22 protein-coding genes are annotated in these 20565 nt (G+C 57.9%); 10 read left to right on the forward strand and 12 right to left on the reverse strand.

The annotated features are described in order from the left end of the window. Nucleotides 1–342 precede the first annotated feature (342 nt). From HMPREF9371_RS01800 to HMPREF9371_RS11300, 6 genes are all read left to right on the forward strand, one after another. A complete protein-coding gene (locus HMPREF9371_RS01800) occupies nucleotides 343–543 on the forward strand; it encodes a hypothetical protein (protein ID WP_009118118.1) in 201 nt (66 codons plus the stop codon). A gap of 304 nt (nucleotides 544–847) precedes the next feature. Continuing rightward, nucleotides 848–1321 carry a hypothetical protein gene (locus HMPREF9371_RS12390; RefSeq protein ID WP_009118120.1) on the forward strand — a complete coding sequence of 158 codons (474 nt, stop codon included), beginning with the start codon at nucleotides 848–850 and terminating at the stop codon, nucleotides 1319–1321. Nucleotides 1322–1584: 263 nt separating this feature from the next. Then, entirely contained in the window at nucleotides 1585–3384 is a 1800-nt protein-coding gene (dsbD, locus tag HMPREF9371_RS01810; RefSeq protein WP_050797900.1) for a protein-disulfide reductase DsbD, read from the forward strand. 345 nt (nucleotides 3385–3729) lie between these two features. Continuing rightward, a complete protein-coding gene (locus HMPREF9371_RS01815) occupies nucleotides 3730–3996 on the forward strand; it encodes a FeoA family protein (RefSeq protein ID WP_009118123.1) in 267 nt (88 codons plus the stop codon). A gap of 81 nt (nucleotides 3997–4077) precedes the next feature. After that, on the forward strand, nucleotides 4078–5940 hold the full coding sequence (gene feoB, locus HMPREF9371_RS01820; protein ID WP_009118124.1) for a ferrous iron transport protein B: 1863 nt from the start codon (nucleotides 4078–4080) through the stop codon (nucleotides 5938–5940). Continuing rightward, nucleotides 5940–6086 carry a FeoB-associated Cys-rich membrane protein gene (locus HMPREF9371_RS11300; RefSeq protein WP_009118125.1) on the forward strand — a complete coding sequence of 49 codons (147 nt, stop codon included), beginning with the start codon at nucleotides 5940–5942 and terminating at the stop codon, nucleotides 6084–6086. The genes feoB and HMPREF9371_RS11300 overlap by 1 nt, the downstream gene beginning before the upstream one ends. Nucleotides 6087–6182: 96 nt before the next feature. On the opposite strand, the gene pyrF is transcribed toward HMPREF9371_RS11300, so the two are convergent. From pyrF to HMPREF9371_RS01845, 6 genes are all read right to left on the reverse strand, one after another. Further along, the gene (gene pyrF / locus HMPREF9371_RS01825; RefSeq protein ID WP_009118126.1) at nucleotides 6183–6917 is read right to left on the reverse strand and encodes an orotidine-5'-phosphate decarboxylase; all 735 of its coding nucleotides are present in this window, start codon (nucleotides 6915–6917) and stop codon (nucleotides 6183–6185) included. A gap of 63 nt (nucleotides 6918–6980) precedes the next feature. Next, nucleotides 6981–7112 carry a lipoprotein signal peptidase gene (locus HMPREF9371_RS13000; protein ID WP_083813952.1) on the reverse strand — a complete coding sequence of 44 codons (132 nt, stop codon included), beginning with the start codon at nucleotides 7110–7112 and terminating at the stop codon, nucleotides 6981–6983. A gap of 67 nt (nucleotides 7113–7179) precedes the next feature. Continuing rightward, nucleotides 7180–7878, reverse strand: a complete 699-nt coding sequence (locus tag HMPREF9371_RS01830; RefSeq protein WP_009118127.1) for a VIT1/CCC1 transporter family protein — start codon at nucleotides 7876–7878, stop codon at nucleotides 7180–7182. Between the two features lie 19 nt (nucleotides 7879–7897). Next, a complete protein-coding gene (locus HMPREF9371_RS01835) occupies nucleotides 7898–8392 on the reverse strand; it encodes a DMP19 family protein (RefSeq protein WP_009118128.1) in 495 nt (164 codons plus the stop codon). 185 nt (nucleotides 8393–8577) lie between these two features. Then, nucleotides 8578–9753, reverse strand: a complete 1176-nt coding sequence (gene lapB, locus HMPREF9371_RS01840) for a lipopolysaccharide assembly protein LapB (protein WP_009118129.1) — start codon at nucleotides 9751–9753, stop codon at nucleotides 8578–8580. A 6-nt stretch (nucleotides 9754–9759) separates the two neighbouring features. Beyond that, nucleotides 9760–10077: a LapA family protein gene (locus HMPREF9371_RS01845; RefSeq protein ID WP_009118130.1), complete on the reverse strand. Its 318-nt coding sequence runs from the start codon at nucleotides 10075–10077 to the stop codon at nucleotides 9760–9762. A gap of 192 nt (nucleotides 10078–10269) precedes the next feature. Between HMPREF9371_RS01845 and HMPREF9371_RS01850 the strand changes: the two genes are divergently transcribed. From HMPREF9371_RS01850 to waaF, 4 genes are all read left to right on the forward strand, one after another. Continuing rightward, the gene (locus HMPREF9371_RS01850; protein ID WP_009118132.1) at nucleotides 10270–10458 is read left to right on the forward strand and encodes a zinc-finger domain-containing protein; all 189 of its coding nucleotides are present in this window, start codon (nucleotides 10270–10272) and stop codon (nucleotides 10456–10458) included. A 45-nt stretch (nucleotides 10459–10503) separates the two neighbouring features. Beyond that, entirely contained in the window at nucleotides 10504–11574 is a 1071-nt protein-coding gene (gene leuB, locus HMPREF9371_RS01855; protein WP_009118133.1) for a 3-isopropylmalate dehydrogenase, read from the forward strand. A gap of 76 nt (nucleotides 11575–11650) precedes the next feature. Further along, complete coding sequence (locus HMPREF9371_RS01860; protein WP_009118134.1) at nucleotides 11651–11896, forward strand: GlsB/YeaQ/YmgE family stress response membrane protein; 246 nt, start codon at nucleotides 11651–11653, stop codon at nucleotides 11894–11896. 77 nt (nucleotides 11897–11973) lie between these two features. After that, on the forward strand, nucleotides 11974–12993 hold the full coding sequence (gene waaF / locus HMPREF9371_RS01865) for a lipopolysaccharide heptosyltransferase II (protein WP_009118135.1): 1020 nt from the start codon (nucleotides 11974–11976) through the stop codon (nucleotides 12991–12993). Nucleotides 12994–13095: 102 nt separating this feature from the next. Here the strand turns inward: waaF and HMPREF9371_RS01870 are convergent, their stop codons facing one another. The 6 genes from HMPREF9371_RS01870 to HMPREF9371_RS01900 all read right to left on the reverse strand — a co-directional run bounded on the left by HMPREF9371_RS01870 (nucleotide 13096) and on the right by HMPREF9371_RS01900 (nucleotide 20420). Further along, nucleotides 13096–13521 (reverse strand): protein YgfX, encoded by a 426-nt coding sequence (locus tag HMPREF9371_RS01870; protein ID WP_009118136.1) that lies wholly within the window; start codon nucleotides 13519–13521, stop codon nucleotides 13096–13098. Between the two features lie 7 nt (nucleotides 13522–13528). Then, nucleotides 13529–13885, reverse strand: a complete 357-nt coding sequence (locus tag HMPREF9371_RS01875) for a hypothetical protein (RefSeq protein ID WP_009118137.1) — start codon at nucleotides 13883–13885, stop codon at nucleotides 13529–13531. Nucleotides 13886–14177: 292 nt separating this feature from the next. After that, complete coding sequence (locus tag HMPREF9371_RS01880) at nucleotides 14178–16355, reverse strand: autotransporter domain-containing protein (RefSeq protein WP_009118139.1); 2178 nt, start codon at nucleotides 16353–16355, stop codon at nucleotides 14178–14180. A gap of 210 nt (nucleotides 16356–16565) precedes the next feature. Next, nucleotides 16566–17975: an aspartate aminotransferase family protein gene (locus HMPREF9371_RS01890; protein WP_009118141.1), complete on the reverse strand. Its 1410-nt coding sequence runs from the start codon at nucleotides 17973–17975 to the stop codon at nucleotides 16566–16568. Between the two features lie 183 nt (nucleotides 17976–18158). Next, nucleotides 18159–19001, reverse strand: a complete 843-nt coding sequence (locus HMPREF9371_RS01895) for a DMT family transporter (RefSeq protein WP_009118142.1) — start codon at nucleotides 18999–19001, stop codon at nucleotides 18159–18161. A 78-nt stretch (nucleotides 19002–19079) separates the two neighbouring features. Then, nucleotides 19080–20420, reverse strand: coding sequence for a glutamine synthetase family protein (locus tag HMPREF9371_RS01900; protein ID WP_040659948.1), 1341 nt, complete (start codon nucleotides 20418–20420; stop codon nucleotides 19080–19082). Nucleotides 20421–20565 lie beyond the last annotated feature (145 nt).

Genomic DNA, 20565 nt, shown 5'->3' on the forward strand with positions numbered 1-20565 from the left:
AGATAATACGATCAATCTAGCGGATATCCTCATCTCCTCAATACCCCTAAATTTCATTCAATTATTTAGGGAGCTCCTCACAAATACCTTCACAAGAATACAATTGATTGCAGGCTGAGACCTTTGCAAAACTCCCATCTACGGCTCATTTCTGCGTTGTGTGCTGGTCGCTTGCCTATCTATATGATATGTCTGCCCACAAGGATTTCTGGCGTTCACGCTCGCTGCGCTGCTACGCCTTGAACTGTATCCACATCTGGGGGTTGCAAAGGCATCAGACTATACTTTTGGGCCTTATAACAATCAGTCTGTTTCTGATCGTTTTGAGAGGGGAGGTAAGTAATGTTTAAGTTGAATGAGAAGTTTACTATTGTTTTTTCAATAATCAGTGCTATTGCGGTTATTATTGGTGTTTATTTTGATATGCCGGACTCGGAGGAAAAAGTATTTCAAGATAGAAATAAAGCATTGGCGATAGAAGAAATTCATCGGCTAGCAGAAAATATGGGGGCAGAAGTACTGAAACAGGATACAAGCCATTAGGAGCAACTACAGTTGCCTATACTGCCGATTACCGATTACCTGAGTGTATCTCGTCTGAGAAATGGAAGGCCGTACTCACTCAGTCAGGCTATGAGTTTTCAAAAGTTGTTCCTGAAAATAGAGGTTTTTGGAAAAGAGGAATTATCGGCAGTGCCCCTCTGGGAAAGGATCAATATTGCAATGAAGAATTATGGATTAACTTGCAAGTTTCATATTATAGAAACAGCCAGAATAATCTTTTTTAAAAAAATCAGATATTTACAATACAAATTAGATACTTTATTATTTTATCTTAGAATAATTTATGATCATAGGTATAGAAGTGAAAAGATTAAATCAATTTAAGCCGTTCATTAACCTTTTGGGCAGGATATGTCTATTTTTTATCAGCGCCTATGTTTTATTTAACATTATTGACCCTCAAGGTTTTCTTTTTAAGAATAAATTGGATGGTTTTGAAAACGACAGATTGAGGGTAGTTAATGAAGTAACTGCATTATTATCTGATGATTATCACGTTACTTATACGGGAAAGGGGTTCCGAGCAAATATTGCTTATGTCTATCTTGAAGTAAAAAGTAAAAAGAAAAATGGAGTGGATGATTTAGATGTTATAAATTTGATTAGAACTTTGGGATTTGATGAAAGGCTTTGTCGAAATTTAGAAGCAATTTCCGTTTCTGGTGATGATAAAATTCAACCAGACAGAACTTATCAAACCGTTTATATAAAATGGAAATATCCTGATTATTCCTGCCAGAAGACAGCATCAGAATAAGAATTAAGCATTACTGTCCGTCCGGCCCGCCGTACCGGCAGCGCCAAGAAAGCCTGCTGTCCTTTTCCCTCATGACAGAGGCCGGGAATAAGTGAAGATAATCGGTAGTGTCAGAAAACCCGTATGCTTATCGTCCAAGCAGCAACTCCGCTCAAATAGGGGTTTTTGCCCGCTTTTACCCGACCGCCGGCCACGGCGCGGGGTGTTTTCCGTATAATCGCCGCCGTTTGCTTTTAACGGCCGTTTCGTTTTCAGGTAGCCTGATGTTCACCAAAATCTTCAAACCGTTTCTGTTCCTGCTTTGCCTCTGTTCGGCCTTTCACACCGCCCACGCGGTGGATGCCTCCGAGCTGCTGCCTGCCGATCAGGCCTTCCGCCCCACGGTGTTTGCCAATGCCGACCATTTGGAGCTGAATTTCCAAATTGCCGAAGGTTATTATTTGTATCAGGCCAAAATCGAGGCCGAAACCGAGCCGGCCGGCTTGTTGTCCGCCCCGCGTTTTGAGGGCGGTCAGGAAAAAGAAGACGAGTTTTTCGGCAAGCAGACGGTGTTCTACCGCCAAGCGCAAGGCCGGGTGGATTACACGGGCACGCCGCCCGCCGCCTACCGCCTCACTCTGCACTATCAGGGTTGCGCCGATGTGGGCGTCTGCTATCCGCCGGTGAGCAAAACTTTTGATATCCAAGGCGAAGGCGTGTACGGCGACACCGCAGCACCCGCCGGCGGCAGCCAACGCTTCGCCCCCGACAGCCGCCCTGCCCTGACGCCGGCGCCTTCCGCCGTGCCTGCGGAGAAAAGCCCGTTTTCCCTTTCGCGAGACACGCTCGGCGCCAATTTATTGGCGTTTTTTGTTTTCGGCATCGGCTTGAGCTTTACCGCCTGTATGTATCCGCTACTGCCCATCGTATCGGGCATCATCGTCGGCGACCGCAGCGCTTCCAAAGGACGCGGCTTCCTGCTGTCGTTTATTTATGTACAGGGTTTGGCCCTCACTTATACCTTGGTCGGCGTGGCGGCCGGTCTCACCGGCGCCCTGCTCACCGTGTGGCTGCAACAGCCGTGGGTGGTGCTGTCGGCAGCGGCTTTGATGGTGGTGCTGGCCTTGGGCATGTTTGACGTCTTCACCATTCAACTGCCCAGCCGTCTGCAAAGCTATTTCCAAAACCAGAGCAATAAATTATCGGGCGGCAAAGCAGCGTCGGTGTTTGTTATGGGCATGCTGTCGGCGCTGATTGTCGGCCCCTGCGTGGCGCCGCCGCTGGCGGTGGCCTTGGGCTATATAGGCCAAACCGGCGACGCCGCACTCGGCGGGCTGGCTTTGTACAGCCTGGCTTTGGGCACCGGTGTGCCGCTGATGCTGGTGGGCACCTTCGGCGGCCACATTCTGCCGCGTGCGGGCGACTGGATGAACGGCATCAAATATGCCTTCGGCGTGATTTTGCTGGCCGTTGCCGTTTATCTGGCGACACCGTTTTTGCCTTATCCGCTGGTGGCGGTGCTCTATTCGCTGCTGTTGGTGATTCCCGGCGGCCTGCTGCTGGCCCGCTGGCGCCGGCAAGCGCCGGCCGTGAAACCGGTGGCGCTCGGCTTGGGCGTGGCCCTGCTGACCTTGGGCGTGTTTTTTGCGGTGCAAAGCGGCCGCATGCAGCCCACTTTCCTCCATCACGCCTTAACCCTGTTTCCGCCCACAACCGCTGCCGAAGGCGCGACACACCACCGCTTTAGCGAGCCGGATAAATTGTCCGCCGCCATGCGCGCGGCTTTGGCCGAAGGCCGGCCGGTGCTGCTGGATTTTTATGCCGATTGGTGTGTAAGCTGCAAGGAAATGGAAGCCAAAACCTTTAACCAGCCCGAAGTGCAGGCCGCCGTACCTTTGGACCGTCTGTTCCAAATCGACCTCACCGCCAATACGCCCGAGCATCAGGCGCTGCTGAAAGAATACGGTCTGGTGGGCCCGCCCGGCCTGCTGGTGCTGTATCCGGACGGACGGCGCAGCGATCCCCTGATTGGCTTTGCGGCACCCGAAGAATTCATCCGCTGGTACCGGGCACGGCAGCACTAAGCCTGCGCTTACCCTACCCCTCTAAAACTGCTGACGGCACAAGGGAAAACCTTGTGCCGTTTTTTTGCGCTTAAAGATGCCCGCCTGTCCGAAAACATCTTGAAATTTTGCTTTCGCGCAAACAAGCGGCAGATTTTTCTGTATCCGGCCCGTCGGCAAATTGCCTATCGGGCGGGAAACCATTATCATATTCACGAATAAATAAGAACCACTATAATTCTCTTTGTTGCCCGTTTCCCCGGGTGATGCCGTGCTCGCCGCGTTCCTTCCCGGTTTTCAGGTAGCCTGAAGCCTTTGTCCGGCAACGTTTCTTCTTTTCTATCCCACTCTTGTGAGGTCATCCTTATGTCTGTTTTGCCCCTCTCCCGTGTGCCCAAAGGCGCACAGGTGCGGATTGAATCCATTGCGCCCAATCCCGCTTTCGGCGAATTGGATGCCGTGGTCAGCCGCCGTTTGGCCGATTTGGGTTTTTCCAACGGCATGCCGCTCACCCTGATTGCCGTCGGCCTGCTCGGCAAAGGACCTTATGCGGTGCGGCTGGGCAACCAATCCCAGTTTTCCCTGCGCCAGGCCGAAGCGCAGAAGATACTGTGCTGCACCGGCGATAGCTGAGCCGGCCGTAAGTATTCATCAAAACGTTTTTTCCGGCAGCCTGTCTTTCAGGTAGCCTGCCGCCCTGCTGAGGAACACAAAATGGATTTCAGTTATTACGTCTTGGTCGGTGCGCCCAACTGCGGCAAAACCGTGCTGTTCAACGGCCTCACTGGCTCGAATGCCAAAGTGGCCAACTACCCCGGCGTGACGGTGGACAAACGCGAAGGCGTCTTTATCGACGACAGCAACATCCACATCATCGACCTACCCGGCACCTACAGCCTGCGCACCACCAGCCCGGATGAAAACGTGACCCGCGATATGGTGCTGGGCAAATACGGCCAAGTGCCCGACGCCATCATCGCGGTGGCCGACGCCACCAATCTGCGCATGACGCTGCGCATGATTTTGGAGCTGAAAACGCTGGGCATACCGATGGCGGTTTCCTTAAACATGAGCGACGTCGCCCGCGCCCGCGGTCTGGAAATTGATGCGGCCAAACTGAGCGGGCTGCTCGGCATACCGGTATTGGAAACCGCCGCTGTGCGCCGCGAAAGTATTCAGACCGTACGCGAGGCGGTGGCCAAATTGCCGCGCAAACACACGCAAACATTCGACCCCGCCGCAGCGGCGCGCGATTTGGAAGCGCTGGACAGTGCTGCGCTGTACGCCGAAGTGGAAAGCATTTTGGCGCAAGTGGTACGCAGCGAAATGAAGCTGCCTGCTTGGCACCGCCGCTTGGACAGCATCGTGCTGCATCCGTTTTGGGGCATGCTGATTCTGATGGCCGTGCTGCTGTTGGTGTTTCAGGCCGTGTATTCGTGGTCGGAACCGCTGATGGGCTGGATTGAAGAGGGCTTCGGCGCCTTGGGCGAATGGGTGGCGGCCACCCTGCCGCCGGGCATTTTGCAGGATTTGCTGGTCAACGGCGTGATCGCCGGCATCGGCAGCGTGTTGGTGTTTCTGCCGCAAATCACCATTCTGTTCGCCTTCATCCTGCTGTTGGAAGATTCGGGCTACCTGCCGCGTGCGGCCTTTCTACTCGACAATCTGCTCGCCCAAAGCGGGCTGTCAGGCCGCTCTTTCATCCCGCTGTTATCGAGTTTTGCCTGCGCGGTGCCGGCGGTGATGTCGGCGCGCACCATTCATGATCCGCGCGAACGGCTGGTAACCATCGCCATCGCACCCATGCTCACCTGCTCGGCCCGCCTGCCGGTGTATGCGCTGATTATTGCGGCCGTGATTCCGCAGCAAACCGTGTGGGGAGTCTTCAATCTGCAGGGGCTGACGCTGTTCGGCCTGTATGCGGTGGCGATTCTGTCAGCCGGCTTGGTGGCCTATGTGATGAAGCTGCTGGCCACCCGCCGCGGCAAAGTGCAGCAGTTTCCGCTGCTGATGGAGCTGCCTACCTTCCGTATGCCCAATTTCAAACACATTGTGACCAGCTTGTGGGAGCGCGTTTCTGCCTTCCTGAAACGCGCCGGTACGGTGATTTTCGCCATCAGCGTGGTGTTGTGGGTGTTGGTGAGTTTCCCCGCCCCGCCGGAGGGGGCAACAGGTGCCGCCATCGACCACAGCTTTGCCGGCCAACTCGGCCATTTGATCCAACCCTTGTTCGCGCCCTTGGGCTTTACTTGGGAAATGTGCATTGCCATGATTCCCGGCCTGGCGGCTCGTGAAGTGGTGGTGGCGGCGCTGGGCACCGTGTACGCGGTGGGAGCCGATTCGGAAGAAGCGGTGCAGAACGCCCTGATTCCGGTGGTATCCGGCGGCTGGGGCCTGCCCACGGCCTTTGCTTTCCTGGCTTGGTATGTGTATGCCCCGATGTGCATGGCCACGCTGGCAGTGATCAAGCGGGAAACCAAATCGGCCAAGCATACCTTGCTGATTACCGCTTATCTGTTTGCACTGGCTTATGCCGCGGCTTTTGTGGTGTATCAAATAACTTCGAGGTTAGTCTGATGGAACAAATGATTATTGTCGGCATCATCGTGCTGCTGAGCGCGGGCTACCTGCTCCGCAAGTTTGTTTTCAAACCGAAATCGGGCGGCAATTCGGCTTGCGGCGGCTGCGACCGCTGCGGCGGCCGCAAAGGCGGCTGTCATTAGAGAATAGATGGATTTCTGTTTTCAGGTAGCCTGAGACGCCTATAAAAACAACCCCGATGCCTTTTGGCAGCAGGGCTGTTCTATTGGTGTCAAACCTTATTGGCCGGCGGCCTGACGGTTGATTTCCTGCAACACCGCCAGCGGATCGGCGGCGCGGGTGATCGGGCGGCCCATCACCAAATAGCTGGAGCCGGCGGCCAGCGCCTGTTGCGGGGTCATGATGCGGCGCTGGTCGTCTTGCTTGGCCGCGGTGTCCAAACGGATACCGGGCGTCACCAACACGAAATCGCCGCCCAAGCTTTGGCGCAAGGCAGCCGCTTCGTGGGCGGAGCAGACCACGCCGTCCAAACCCGATTGCTGCGCCAAGCCGGCCCACCGCAGCACGCACTCCTCAACCGGCAGCGGCCAGCCCAGCTCGGCCAAATCGGCCGCTTCCATGCTGGTGAGTACAGTGACGCCGATCAAGAGCGGTTTGTTTGCATAATTGGCCACTGCTTCGGCGGCAGCCTCCATCATGCGGCGGCCGCCCGAAGCGTGCATGTCCACCATCCACACGCCCATTTCCGCCGCCACCTTGCAGGCCTGCGCCACGGTGTTGGGGATGTCGTGGTATTTCAGATCGAGAAACAGTTTGAAGCCCTGCTGAATCAGCTGTTCGGCCAGGCGGCGGCCGGTGGCGGTAAACAGCTCCTTGCCGATTTTCAGCTGGCACAGATCGGGGCTGAGACGGCGCACAAAGGCCAGCGTATCGGCCTCGTTGGCGAAATCCAACGCCACAATCACCGGCGTGCGAGCAGAGGAAAGCGGATAGTCGGTAAGCAGGGGGTTCATCTTCGGTTCTCCTAATCTATGGAAGCGGAATGAATAAGGTATTCAATAAAAGGCCGTTTGCTTTCAGGTAGCCTGAGACCTTAGCAAAACCCCCAGATGTGGATGCAGTTCAAGGCGTAGCAGCGCAGCGAGTGCAGACATATCATATAGATAGGCAAGCGAGCGAGCAGCACACAACGCGGAAATGCGCCGCAGATGAGGGTGTTGCTAAGGTCTCAGTGAGCGCAAACGGCTTTGCTCTGTTTGGGGCCCGGGCAACCATTCATACAGCCACGCCGGCCAGTTTGCCGACCATGGCACTCAGCGCCAAAGCCGCCACGCCCCATCCCGTGATGCGCCGCACCGCCGGCCACGCAGGCGCGCCGCCCAATCTGGCCGACACCGCGCCCAATATACCCAAACCGAGCAAGGTGGCCGCTGCCAGCGCAGGCAGACGCCCACTTTCCGGCATGCCCGCCACGACCAGCAGCGGCGGCAAGGCGCCGGCGGAAAAAGCCAGCGCCGAAGTCCAAGCCGCCTGCAGCGGTTTGGCCTGCGCCGCATCGCTGAGGCCGATTTCATCGCGGGCGTGGGCGTCCAAAGCATTGTGTTTGGTGAGTGCTTGGGCTACCTGAAAGGCCAGTTTTTCATCCAGGCCGCGGCTGCGGTAGATGGCGGCCAATTCGGCCAGTTCGGCTTGCGGATTTTGCGCCAGTTCGCGGGCTTCCTGTTGCAGGTCGGCCCGTTCGGTATCGGCCTGGCTGGACACGGAAACATATTCTCCGGCCGACATCGACACCGCGCCGCCCACCCAGGCGGCAATGCCCGACAAGAGCAGAAAGCGGCTGTCGGGCGCGGCGGCGGCCACGCCCATGAGCAGGCTGGCGGTGGAAATCAAACCGTCGTTGGCGCCCAGCACCACCGCGCGCAGCCAGCTGTTGCGGCTGCTGTAATGCGGTTCGGCATGGTGGCTGCGGCTCACGACGCTCCCCTTTCGGTTTTCAGGTAGCCTGTTTGGCGGCGGCGCTTTCGGCCAGCAAAGCGGGGAAATCTTGCGGATGGGCGCGCACATAGGCGCTCACCAGGGGAAAATCGTCTTCGCAGATTTCGTAATACTCGGCATCCAGCTCTTCAAAATCGTTGAAGCGGCGGCGCAGGCTGTCCAGGTCTTCGCCCGCTTCGGCCAAGCGCTCGATTTCCGCACCGTGCTTTTGATACAGCGTCCGCGCTTTATCCAAAATTTTGGGCGTGGTTTTGATGCCCCAGCGGCGCAGGCTGTCGGCCAGCGGGTTGTCCAACACATAGCCGCCGTTACCGGCCGCAATCAGGTAAACCAAACCGCCGGCTTCCATGTGCTGGTCCATAAACAGATAGGCCAATAAAGTGTTTTCGGCATCGTTGTAGGCGGCTGCGGTCTGCTCGTCGAGTTCGGCCAGACGCAGCAGAGAATAATCGAGCAGATGGTAGAGTTGTTTGGAGTTCAGGGGTGTGTTCATAAGGGGGCCAAATCGGTTCAGGTAGCCTGAGACCTTTGCAAAACCCCCATCTGCGGCGCATTTCCGCGTTGTGCGCTGCTCGCTCGCTTGCCTATCTAGATGATATGTCTGCACTCGCTGCGCTGCTACGCCTTGAACTGCATCCACATCTGAGGGTTTTGCAAAGGTCTCAGCCTGGGGGGCGGTCAGACTTCGATTTTATTGGGGGTAAAGGTTTCCCATTTGTTGCAGGCGGGGCAGTGCCAGAAAAACACCTGCGATTTGAAATGGCAGTGGCGGCAACGGTACATCACGGCTTTTTGCAGCTGGCGGCCAACCACGCCGCGCATCATGTCGGCATCCGCCCGCCAGCTGGGGGTGAGACCGGAGAGGGTGAGGCCGAGCAGACGGTAAACGCCGCCCAAATCGGGCTTCTGGCGCACCAGTTCCACCGCCAGCGCGGCGGCTTGGTCTTCGCCGTGCAGCAGCAGGGCTTTTTCGTACACCACATTGATCAAATCGAGTTGGGGGAAGGTTTTCAGGTAGCCCGTGAGCACCGCCAGCCCTTCCTCGGCCTTGCCCTGCGCTTCGTAGGCGTCATACAGACGCTCGCCCACCATGCTCAGATAAGCGTGGTTTTGTTTTTCGATGGCGCTGTAAGCGGCCACGGCGGCGGCGTAGTTGCCCTGTTTCTGCTCGATGTCGCCCAAAATCATATTGGCGCGGGTACATTTCTTATTGGCATTCAGGGCATTGGCCACATGGCCGCGCGCCTCTTCGAAATCGGATTTGAACAGCGCCGCTTGCGCCAACTCGCAGTAAAACTGCGCGATTTCAAACTGATAGGTCTGCTCGTCGTGGCTGAGCAGCTGGGCGGTACGGATGGCTTCTTCCCAGTCGCGGTCCTGCTGGTAAATATTGAGCAATACCTGATGCGCCTGCTTGGCCATATTGCCTTCCCGCAGGCCGATGAAAATCTGCTCGGCGCGGTCCACCAAGCCGGCGCTTTGGTAGTTTTGGCCGAGTTCGAACAAGACCTGCTCGCGCTTTTCGCCCACGGTGTCGGGCATATCGAGCAAAGACTGGTGCAGCTGGATGGCTTTGTCGTTTTCGCCGCGCTGGCGGTAGAGCTTGCCCAAAGTCAGACTCATTTCGTAAGAATCCGCCCCCGGCCTCGCCTCGATGGCCTCGGCCAGATTGCGGGCGGCCTTGCCGGTATTGCGGTCCACCAAGGCATCCAAGCCGGCGTAAAAGCCGGCCGGCACCGATTTGGCCTGCTTCAACACCGCTTTCATGTCCACCCGCGCCGCAAACCAGCCCATGGCGAAGAAAACGGGCAGCAGGATAATCGGCGTCAGCCACCACCAGATATTGCCGTCCATGGGCGCTTATTCCTTCACCACCGGGTGCGCGCTTGCCGCCGGCACCGCAGGCGGTGTGATTTCTTCGCGGGCCACGCGGGCGTTTTTCTTCACCTCCGCGCGCAGGCGGTTGTTTTCATTTCGCAAGGTCAGCAGACGGCCGAACATGGCCAACACGCCAAACAGAGCGCCGATGACGAAAAACGCCAGCAACAGCACAATCAGCGGCAGCGTAATTTGGCTGCCCGGCAGCCAGCTGAACGGCACGCTGTGGGTGTTGAATACGGCCAATACAATGAAAAACAGCAGAATCAGTATCTTAACAAGCAAGGCAATCAGTTTCATGAGTCCGTCCCTTCCCGTGCGGATAAAGCTAGTCTGGAAAACGCCGAAGTGTAAACGATTTGGCGGTTTTCAGGTAGCCCGCCTCCGCCTGCCTAGGTGAGCCGAAAGACTACCCGCCGCCCATAGCAGGCGGTATAATCCGCCGCTTATTTTCAGCCTGTGCCAAACCACACCCTGACATAAGGACACGCCATGAATCCGCAAAGCGAACCCGTCATCCTCACCCCGCACGATCTGCCCCTGCATTGCAGCGGCCCCACCGGCCAACCCTGGAACGGCCACCCACGCGTATTCCTGCCGATCGAATCCAACAGCAGCATCGAATGTCCCTACTGCGGCACGGTCTATCAATTGGACGGCGAAATCAAAGGCCACCATTAAGCTGCCTTTCGCCGATCTCAAGCCAACCCACAAAGGAGTTTGCCCATGACCCGACACATCGCCATTTTGCCCGGCGACGGCATCGGCCCCGAAATCATCGCCCAAGCCGTGCGCGTGCTCGACAAACTGATTGCCGACGGCCTGGACGCCCGTTACGACTACGCCCCCTTGGGCGGCGCTGCCTACGACGAATACGGCCACCCCTACCCCGAATTCACCCAAAAGCTGTGCCGTGCCGCCGATGCTGTGCTGCTCGGCGCCGTGGGCGGCCCGCAATACGATAGTCTGGACCGCCCGCTGCGCCCCGAGCGCGGCCTGTTGGCCATCCGCAAAGATTTGAACCTGTTTGCCAACCTGCGCCCCGCCGTGCTCTACAAAGAGCTGGCCAACGCCTCCACCCTCAAGCCCGAAGTGGTAGCGGGCTTGGATATCCTGATCGTGCGCGAACTGACCGGCGACATCTACTTCGGCGAACCGCGCGGCATCCGCACGCTGGAAAACGGCGAGCGCGAAGGCTTCAACACCATGCGCTACAGCGAAGCCGAAATCCGCCGCATCGCCAAAGTTTCTTTTGAAGCGGCGCAAAAACGCAACAAAAAACTGTGTTCGGTGGACAAAGCCAATGTGTTGGAAACCACCGAGCTGTGGAAAGAGATTTTCACCGAGGTGGGCCGAGACTACCCGGACGTTACCCTCTCCCATATGTATGTGGACAACGCCGCCATGCAGCTGGTGCGTGCGCCCAAGCAGTTTGACGTGATCGCCACCGGCAATATTTTCGGAGACATCCTCAGCGACCAAGCCTCCATGCTCACCGGCTCCATCGGCATGCTGCCCTCGGCCTCGCTCAACGAAACCGGCAAAGGCCTTTACGAGCCTTCGCACGGCTCCGCGCCCGACATCGCCGGCCAAAACAAAGCCAACCCACTGGCCACCGTTCTTTCCCTGGCCATGCTGCTGCGTTATAGCTTGAACGACGAAGCGCGCGCCGCCCAAGTGGAGCAGGCGGTACGGAAAGTGCTGGAGCAGGGCTACCGCACCGGCGACATCTTCGAAGAAGGCTGCCGCCTGGTGTCCTGCTCGGAAATGGGCGACGCCGTTTTGGCCGCACTGTAAACAAACGCCCTTGAATTTTGCGGAGCCGCCCTTAATTAGGCTGCTCCGCACATTCATTTAAGAAAAGGAAAAGCTTATGGGCATTATTTGGTCGATCATCATCGGCTTCCTGATCGGCGTGTTGGCCAAGTTTCTGCATCCGGGCAAAGAAAACTTCGGTTTTATCGCCACCACGGTTTTGGGCATTCTCGGCTCGGTAGGCGCGGCCTTTGTCGGCCAGCAGCTGGGCTGGTACGCGCCCGACGAAAGCGCCGGCTTCTTCGCTTCCGTCATCATGGCCGTGGTGTTGCTGTTTGCCTATACCAAAATCAAAAGCAAGTAAACGCGCCTAAACCGTCAGGCTACCTGAAACCCTTTCAGGTAGCCTGACGCCTTTGCCTCCTCTGTTTACCGGCCGCCATGTCCCGCCATATCCTCATCATCACCCCCTCTTGGATCGGCGACTGCGTGATGACGCAGCCGCTCTACCGCCGCCTGCACCAACTCCATCCCGGCTGCACCATCGATGTACTGGCGCCCAAATGGTCGATGGCCGTTTTCGAACGCATGCCGGAAATCCGCCGCGTGCAGGAAAACCCCTTCGGCCACGGCGCCTTGCGCCTGCGCGAGCGTTGGCGTTTGGGCAAAACCTTGGGCCGGCAGGGTTACGACCAAGTGATTGTGTTGCCCGGTTCCTTCAAATCCGCCCTGATTGCCCGCGCCAGCGGCATTCCCCTGCGCACGGGTTATGTGGGCGAGAGCCGCTATCCCCTGCTCAACGACATCCGCAAACTCGACAAAGCCGCCCTGCCCCTGATGGTAGACCGCTACACCGCCCTCGCCCACCCCTGCCAAGCCGATTTCAACGGCCATTCCGACACCCCGCAGCTCAACATCACGCCCGCCGGCCGACAAGCCGCCCTACAGGCGCACGGGCTGAACACCGCCCACCCGATTGCCGCTTTCTGCCCCGGCGCCGAATACGGCCCGGCCAAACGCTGGCCGGCGGCGCATTTTGCCGAATTGGCCCGCCGTTATGCGGCGGAAGGTTATCAAATCTGGCTGTTCGGCTCGGCCAAAGACCAGGCCGTTGCCGACGAAATCAACCGCCTTTCAGGTAGCCTGTGCACCAATTTGTGCGGCCGCACCAGCCTGGCCGAAGCCATCGACCTGCTCTCCTTGGCCGATCTGGTGGTGTGCAACGACAGCGGCCTCATGCATTTGGCCGCCGCGCTCGGCCGGCCGCTGGCCGCAGTATACGGCTCCTCCAGCCCCGAACACACCCCGCCCCTCAGCCCCCGCGCCGCCGTGGTGAGCCTAAACTTAGACTGCAGCCCCTGCTTCAAGCGCGAATGCCCGCTCGGCCACACCCACTGCCTCCAACAATTGGATCCACAGCGGGTGTATGAGGCCGCCGAAAACGTGCGCCGGCCGGTTTAAAATCAGCGGCCATGCAGACCACAGGCTACCTGAAACGTTTTCAGGTAGCCTGTGGCTTTCCAAGCATGCCGATACACCTCCAGCAGCCGGCAAGGCCGCGATTCACACTTCTTTTTCCTGCGATTCCCGCGGCCGCCCCCAACGCGCCCACACCCGCAAGCGGCGCCAGCTGTCGGCATCGGTCATGTCCGGCAATACCGCCATATCGATGCGCCGGCCGTCGCACCGCCATTGCAGCAGCACCAGCCACGGCGTCACCCAGCCTTCGTGCAGCTGCGCTTCGGCCCACAATCCTTGCGGCTGCAGATACAGCGCCGCCCGCCCCTGCCGGTCCACAGCCACCCCTTCCACCCGCCGGCGCGGCGCACGCAAAGCGTAGCCGGCCAAAACAGCCGCAGCGGCCATGCCGCCCCACCGCCAAGCACCGGAGAAATAGACGGCAGACAAAGCCAGCAGCCACAAAAACGCCGCCGCCTTCAGCCAAAACAGGCGGCGCGAGGGGCGCAAGGCTAGCTGAAACGCTTGCATGCCGCGCTCACATCATGGTGTCCACCAGAGGGCTGACCAGCAATTCCTCCTCATCGGTATCCATCACCATATCGTGAAACTCCAAATCGAAGAAGCGGGCAAAGTTCTCCGGCGACAACGTCGGCCATTCGGCTTGCGGCACTTCCCAAGACGCCAACTCGCCGCTGAAGATTTCTTTCCAGCGCTCGCCGAAATAACCGGCACTCTCTTCCGGCGTCTCGGCCTGCGGCACCAAATACACGCTGCAATTGCTGCGCAGCTGCGAAAGCGTCAAATCGGGCAATTCGTCGGAGGTGCTTTTGAGCCAGTTTAAAAAAGCCTCGGTCGGCTTCACCACCACCGCGCTGCGGTCAACAAAATACATATTGTTTTTCCTTATTCAAACAAAATCGGGCTGAGACCTTTGAAAAACCTTCAGATGTGCATGCAGTTCAAGGCGTAGCAGCACAGTGAGCGTGAACGCATCTCGTGGGACAGGCATATCATGAAGATAGGCAAGTGAGCGAACAGCACACAACGCAGAAATGCGCCGCAGATGGGGGTTTTGCAAAGGTGTCAGGTTGTAAAAGAAACGGATTATAGCCTGAGGCTACCTGAAAACAAAAAACGGCTGCCCCACATGGGAGCAGCCGTTGGCGGGCATCGGCCCCGATAGCTTAGAAGCGTGCGCCCACGCCCAGTTGGACGGAGGTGCCGCCGCCGTCGCGGCCGAAATCACGCCCCAATTGGCCGAAAGCGCGCCATGGGGAGTTTTGCGGCTGCCATTGCACGCCCAAGCGGGTACTGAGCCAGCTGCGGTCGGCCTGCGGGGCGGCCAGGCTGAAACGGCTGCCGTTCATGCCGGCTTCTATGGGATCCTGATGGTTTTTCCAATCCCGCACCCAGCGCAGATTGGCATAAGGCTGCCAATCGCCCATGCGGTGGGCCGCTTGCCCGCCCAAACCGCTGCGCACCGAGGTATAGCTTTGCTTGCCGAACTGCATTTGGGTGGCGCCGCCGTCACGCTCCCCGAAGCCTTTGACTTTGCCGCTGAGCAGCATCAAATCGCCCAAGGCCGCCACTTTGGTCTGGCCCCATTGCCATTCGTAACCGCCGAATACGCCGGCGCCGAAGCTGGTGCCGCCGGTTTCACCGGTTTGCGTGAGATCGGCCTGCCCCAAACGGATGCTGCGGCGGGTTTGGTAATCGCTGTCGTTGAGCTGCACCATACCGCCCAACCACCATTGCGGGGCATCGTAACGCAGGGTGGAGGTGAGGCTGTTGGTTTTGGCATTGATGCGGGTGTGGCCGAATTGACGGTCTTGCTCTTGCCGGCTGAAGACCACGCCCAGCTGCCAATTCGGATTCAGACGGGCTTTGCCGCCGGCATACACGGTATGGCCGCCCGCGTCGTTGCTGCTGTGCTGGTAGGCAGCCACGGCATCCAGCGTCCGTCCGGTCTGCACGCCGCGCAGGCGGTTGCTGTCTTCGCGCACGAAATCCCAAGCCGCTTCGCCGTTTTGGCGGGCGGTCTCGCTCAAGCCGCCCATGTCCACCGGCGCACGCAAGGTGCTGAGCAGGTAGTCGGCCATGATGCGGTGGGCTTTGGGGCCGGGGTGGAAGCTGTCGGCAAACAGCAGGTTGTCGGGATTGGCATTGGCAGCCTGTGTATTGGCGCTGCTCAAGCCTTCGCCGCACAATACCGAAGCCGTGGCTTGGTTGCAGGCGCGGCCCAAGGTGTTGCTGAAACCGTATTTGGCCGGGTCGCTCAACATATCGGTAAACAGCTGGTTCACCGCCAAACGCACCACATTGCCGCCTTGCTGGTTGAGGGCTTGGGTGGTTTGCGCGTTGAGTAAGTCTGTGGCTTGGGTGGCGGCCGCGCCAAATTCGACATATTTTCCGGTTAGCTGGTCTTTAAAGCTTTCGGGAGTGTAGCCTTGGGCTGCCAGCATTTCGCCGTAAGTGCCATACGAGGCATATACGGGATACACGGATTCCGCCGCCCAAAAATCGTCCGCTACCTGCTCCAATATTGCCAAGCGGGCTTGCTTGAAATCCTCTAGGTTGTTTTGCCCACTGAGATTAGCCTCTTTGAGCCGTTTGTTATAAGCAGCGGAAATTTTCGATTCTATGTCGCGTTTTACCCGAGGTGCGCCCCATGCCGTCCAAATGCTGGAGGCCAAGGTATCGTACACCTGCTGACTCAGCGTGGTTTTGAATGCGGCCGTGTATTGATCTTGTATTTCCGGAGTGTAGAGCACATTCGGCACATCCGGCGCCACTACCAAATCGACGCCGGCCGCACGCAATCGCTGCCATTGGGCGCCGGAAGTGGCGGCGGCTTCGGCGGTGCGTTGTAGCACCAAGGCCTGGGCTTCAGCCGGATTGGCGAGCTTGTCGGCCGCATCGGTCAAAATGGCGGCCATGTCGTTGCCGCCACCCCAGAGGATGTGCAGATTATTGGCGTTCACTTTGCCGGAGGCGAGGTAGGCATCGATCTGGGTGTCGATGGCAACGCGCTGATTGGAATCTGGCAGATTGCTGCCCGATGCATTGGTACCCACCACCACGCCGCCGCTGTGGGCGTAGTTGGTGCCGGGCGCGGCAGCCGCATCCAGCGGGAAGGCCGCTTTCGGATTGCCGCCCAAGGCTTGCGCCACATGCTCGCCGTAGAGCAGGTTTTCGCTGCCGTCGGCTTTCAGGTAGCTGGCTTTTAAGTGGAGGTTGGTGGGATGGTCGGCCCAGCCTTTTTGGCCGACATCGCTTAAGCTGTCGCCGAAAATCACCACCTCCTGCGCCAGGGCCAAGGGGGTGTAGGCGGCCAACATCAGGGCCATCCATTTCATTTTCATGATTTCTCCTGTTGATGAGTGGGTTGCGTTGGGGGCGGTTAAGGCAGGCAGAATCCGGCGCCCCTTCCGGCTCCTGCTTGTGCTTTTCAGGCTGGCTATTTTCAGCCTATGCAGCAATTCGATGTTTAAGAAAGGCTACCTGAAAAGGCTTTCGCTTGGCAGAAACCTGCCCGCCCGTTTTCAGATAGCCCGATTCACCGCTTAATCGGCTTATTGATCAGATTTTTCTTCTTTTTTTCCGGCTTTTTCTTCTTTGGCCAGTTTCTTGTCCATCATTTGCTCAAACTCGCGCATGCACTGTTCGGCAACGGCCAGCATTTTGTCGATTTCTTTTTTGGTCATCACCAAGGGGGGCGCGGCCACCATATGGTCGCCGCAGGCGCGCATGATGAGGTTGTTTTTGAAGAAAATGTCGCGGCACATCAGGCCGGTTTCACCGGTATTGGGGAACAGCTCGCGCCTAGCTTTGTCTTTCACCAAAGTGAAGCCGCAAATCAAACCTTCGCTACGGATGTCATCCACGTATTTGAATTGGCTGAAGGTTTCTTCCCAGCGTTTTTTCATGTACGGGCCGGTTTCGTTTTTCACCTGATCGACAATGCCTTCGTCTTGCAGGATTTCCAGGTTTTTCTTGGCCACGGCGGCCGCCACGGGGTGGCCGGAGTAGGTAAAGCCGTGGTTGAACTCGCCGCCGGCTTTCAGGCCTTCGGCCACTTTGTCGTTCACCAGCACCGCGCCGATGGGCAGGTAGCCGGAAGACAGACCTTTGGCAGTGGTGAAGATATCCGGTTTGAAGCCCATGGTTTCATGGCCGAACCAGTTGCCTGTGCGGCCGAAACCGCAGATCACTTCGTCGGCCACCAAAAGAATGTCGTGTTTGCGGCAGATTTCTTCAATGCGCGGCCAGTAGGTTTTCGGCGGGATGATTACGCCGCCGGCACCCTGAATCGGCTCGCCGACGAAGGCGGCAATCTTGTCGGCGCCGATTTCTTCGATTTTCTCTTCCAGCCAATTGGCGGCGCGCAGGCCGAACTCTTCCGGGCTTTCGCCGTCTTTGGCCAAGCCGTAGTACCAAGGCTGCTCAATATGCACCACGTTCGGAATCGGCAAATCGCCTTGGCTGTGCATGCCTTTCATGCCGCCTAGGCTGGCGCCGCCGATGGTGGAGCCGTGGTAGCCGTTCCAACGGCCGATGATCACTTTTTTCTGCGGCTTGCCCACCGACGCCCAGTAGTGGCGCACCATGCGCATCATGGTGTCCACCGATTCGGAGCCGGAACCGGTGTAGAACACGTGGTTGAAGCCGGACGGCGCGATGTCGGTGATGGTGGCAGACAACTCCACTACTGCGGGGTGGGTGGTTTTGAAGAAGGTGTTGTAGAACGGCAGCTCCTTCATCTGTTTTTTGGCCACTTTGGCCAGCTCTTTGCGGCCGTAGCCGATGTTCACGCACCACAGGCCGGCCATGCCGTCGAGGATTTCGTTGCCCTCGTCGTCATACACATAAATGCCTTTGGCCTTCACCATCACGCGCACGCCTTCGCGTGCCAGAGCGGCGTTGTCGGAGAAGGGGTGGAGGTGGTGTTTGCCGTCTTGGCGGCTGTAGTCTTGTTTACTCATGCTTTACTCCTTTGAAAAATAAAGGTTATCAACAAAATAATCGGGATCATATTGCCCGAATGGAAATATTATAGCCAATGGCTGTCCGGTTCGGAAAAGGCGGCTCGAAAACCGGTTTACGATTTCCTTTAAATCATGACGATGGGGTTCGGGCCGACATCCGCCACCGTCAACCGGGAGGCTTCACTCAATACTGCGGCGCAGCAGCCACACCGAACCGACCACCAACAACATGCCGCCAACGGTCAAGATGCCGATGGGTGTGCCGAACACCCAATAATCCAGCAGCAAGGTACACACCGGCACCAAATACAACACGGCATTCACCCGGCTCACCGCGCCCTGCGACAGCATATAGAAAAACAGCAGCAGCGCCCCCACCGACACCAAGCCGCCCATCCAAGCCAAAGCGCCGACAAAAGGCCAGCTCCATTGCACTTGCCAGCCTTGATGCCATACTGCCAGCAAGTACACCGGCAAGGCAAGGGCGTATTGCAAAGCGGTCAGCGGCAGCAGGTGGCCGTCGAGCCGTTTCTGCACCATCGAACCGAGGCTGAACGAGAGCATGGCCGCCACCGCAAACAGCAGCCCCAAGCCGTTGACGCTGCCCAAATCCTTGGCGCCGTACACGGCCAGCACCACGCCGGCGAAGCCGGCAACCAAGCAGAGCATACCGGTTAAACTGCGGACATCGCGCAGCAAAAGCGCGGTGGCCAGCGGCTGCAAAGCCAATACTATCGTCACCAAGCCCGGCGAAAGATGATGGCGGATGCTCAGAAAATAGCAGCTGATGTACATCACTTGGATCAAAAACCCGCACAGCAAGAGCCACGGCCATTGGCCGGCTGCCACTTTCAGCGGCGGGCGCAGCCAGGCGATGGCCAAACCGAGCAAGGCCAGCGCCACGGCCATCCGCAACAGCAAGAACGACCAGACATCGGCATATTGCAGACCGACCTTGGTGGCGATGGCGCCAATGCTCCAGAAAGCCAGAAACAGCAAAGGGGCGTAGGTTTTCAACTGCATCACAAAACTTTCCGTTCGGTTTGCGCCTGCCGTTTCAGGTAGCCTGAAAGGCTACCTGAAAGCCGTTTATTTTGACACTTAAACGTGCAGCAGCAGGTATTTGCGCTCCCACGGGCTGATGACGCGGAAGTATTCGGCCACTTCTTTCTCTTTCAAGCCGATGTACATTTCCACAAAACGTTTGCCCAATACCTCGTGAATCGGCTCGCAAGTGCGCAGGCGCTCGATGGATTCTTCCACCGTGGTGGGGAATTGGTAAGGCAGCTCGTAGGCGTTGGAGAAATTCGGCGCGCTGGGCTGCAGTTTTTCCTTGATGCCCAAATAGCCGCAGGCCAGCGAACAGGCCACCGCCAGATAGGGATTAACGTCCACGCCGGGCAGGCGGTTTTCCACGCGGCGGCCTTGCGGCGAGGAGCGCGGCACGCGCAAACCTACGGTGCGGTTGTCGTAGCCCCACTCCACATTGGTGGGAGCGGCGGTGTAGCGGGTGAGGCGGCGGAAAGAGTTCACATACGGCGCAAAAATCGGCATGGTTTCGGGCAGGTATTTTTGCAGGCCGCCGATGAAGTGGAAAAACAGCTCGGACGGCGAACCGTCTTCCGGGTTGCTGAAGGCGTTTTTGCCGCTTTCGATGTGGGTCAGGCTTTGGTGCACGTGCATGGCGCTGCCCGGCTCGCCTTCCAAGGGTTTGGCCATGAAGGTGGCGTACATATTGTGGTGGAAGGCCGCCTCGCGCACGGTGCGCTTGAAGAGAAATACTTGGTCGCACAAATCCATGGCGTTGCCGTGCAGGAAATTGATTTCCATCTGCGCCGGGCCCAGCTCGTGAATCAGGGTGTCCACTTCCAAATTCTGCTTGTCGCAGTAATCGTAGATTTCTTCAAACAGGGGATCGAATTCGTTGACCGCGTCAATGGCGTAGGAGCGGCGGCCGAACTCTTTGCGGCCGGTGCGGCCGATGGGCGGCACCAGGGGAATGTCGGGGTCGGGGTTTTGCGCCACCAGATAAAACTCCATTTCCGGCGCAATCACCGGCGCCAGGCCGATGTTTTCATACAGCTTGAGCACGCGGCGCAGCACATTGCGCGGCGAAGTTTCCACCGGCAGGCCTTCGGGGGTGAAACAGTCGAAAATCAGGCTGGCGGTGGGGTCTTGCGCCCAGGGCACGTGACGGATGGTGCTGGGGTCGGGGCGCAGTTCCATATCGGGGTCGGTCAGATCCAGCATGTCGTCGCTGGGGAAATCGCCGGTAACGGTTTGGATCAGCACCACTTCGGGCAGGCGCATTTCCGGCTCCGACAAGAATTTGTCTTTGGGAATAATCTTGCCGCGGGCCACGCCGGTGATGTCGGGCAGAATACATTCCACTTCGGTGATGTGATTGTCTTTCAGCCACTGTTCGATATCTGGGTTTAGCATAATGGGGTCATCCTCGTTTCTGGTGGTTTCGTTTGTCGTTGGAATGGGTGCAGCTAAAGGCTGCATTAACAGGCTACCTGAAGGAGAAACCGGCTTTCAGGCAGCCTGAATCGGGTGTTTGCGGGCAGGTTTAACGGATGGTTTC

Source organism: Neisseria shayeganii 871, from assembly GCF_000226875.1.
Lineage (GTDB): Bacteria > Pseudomonadota > Gammaproteobacteria > Burkholderiales > Neisseriaceae > Eikenella > Eikenella shayeganii.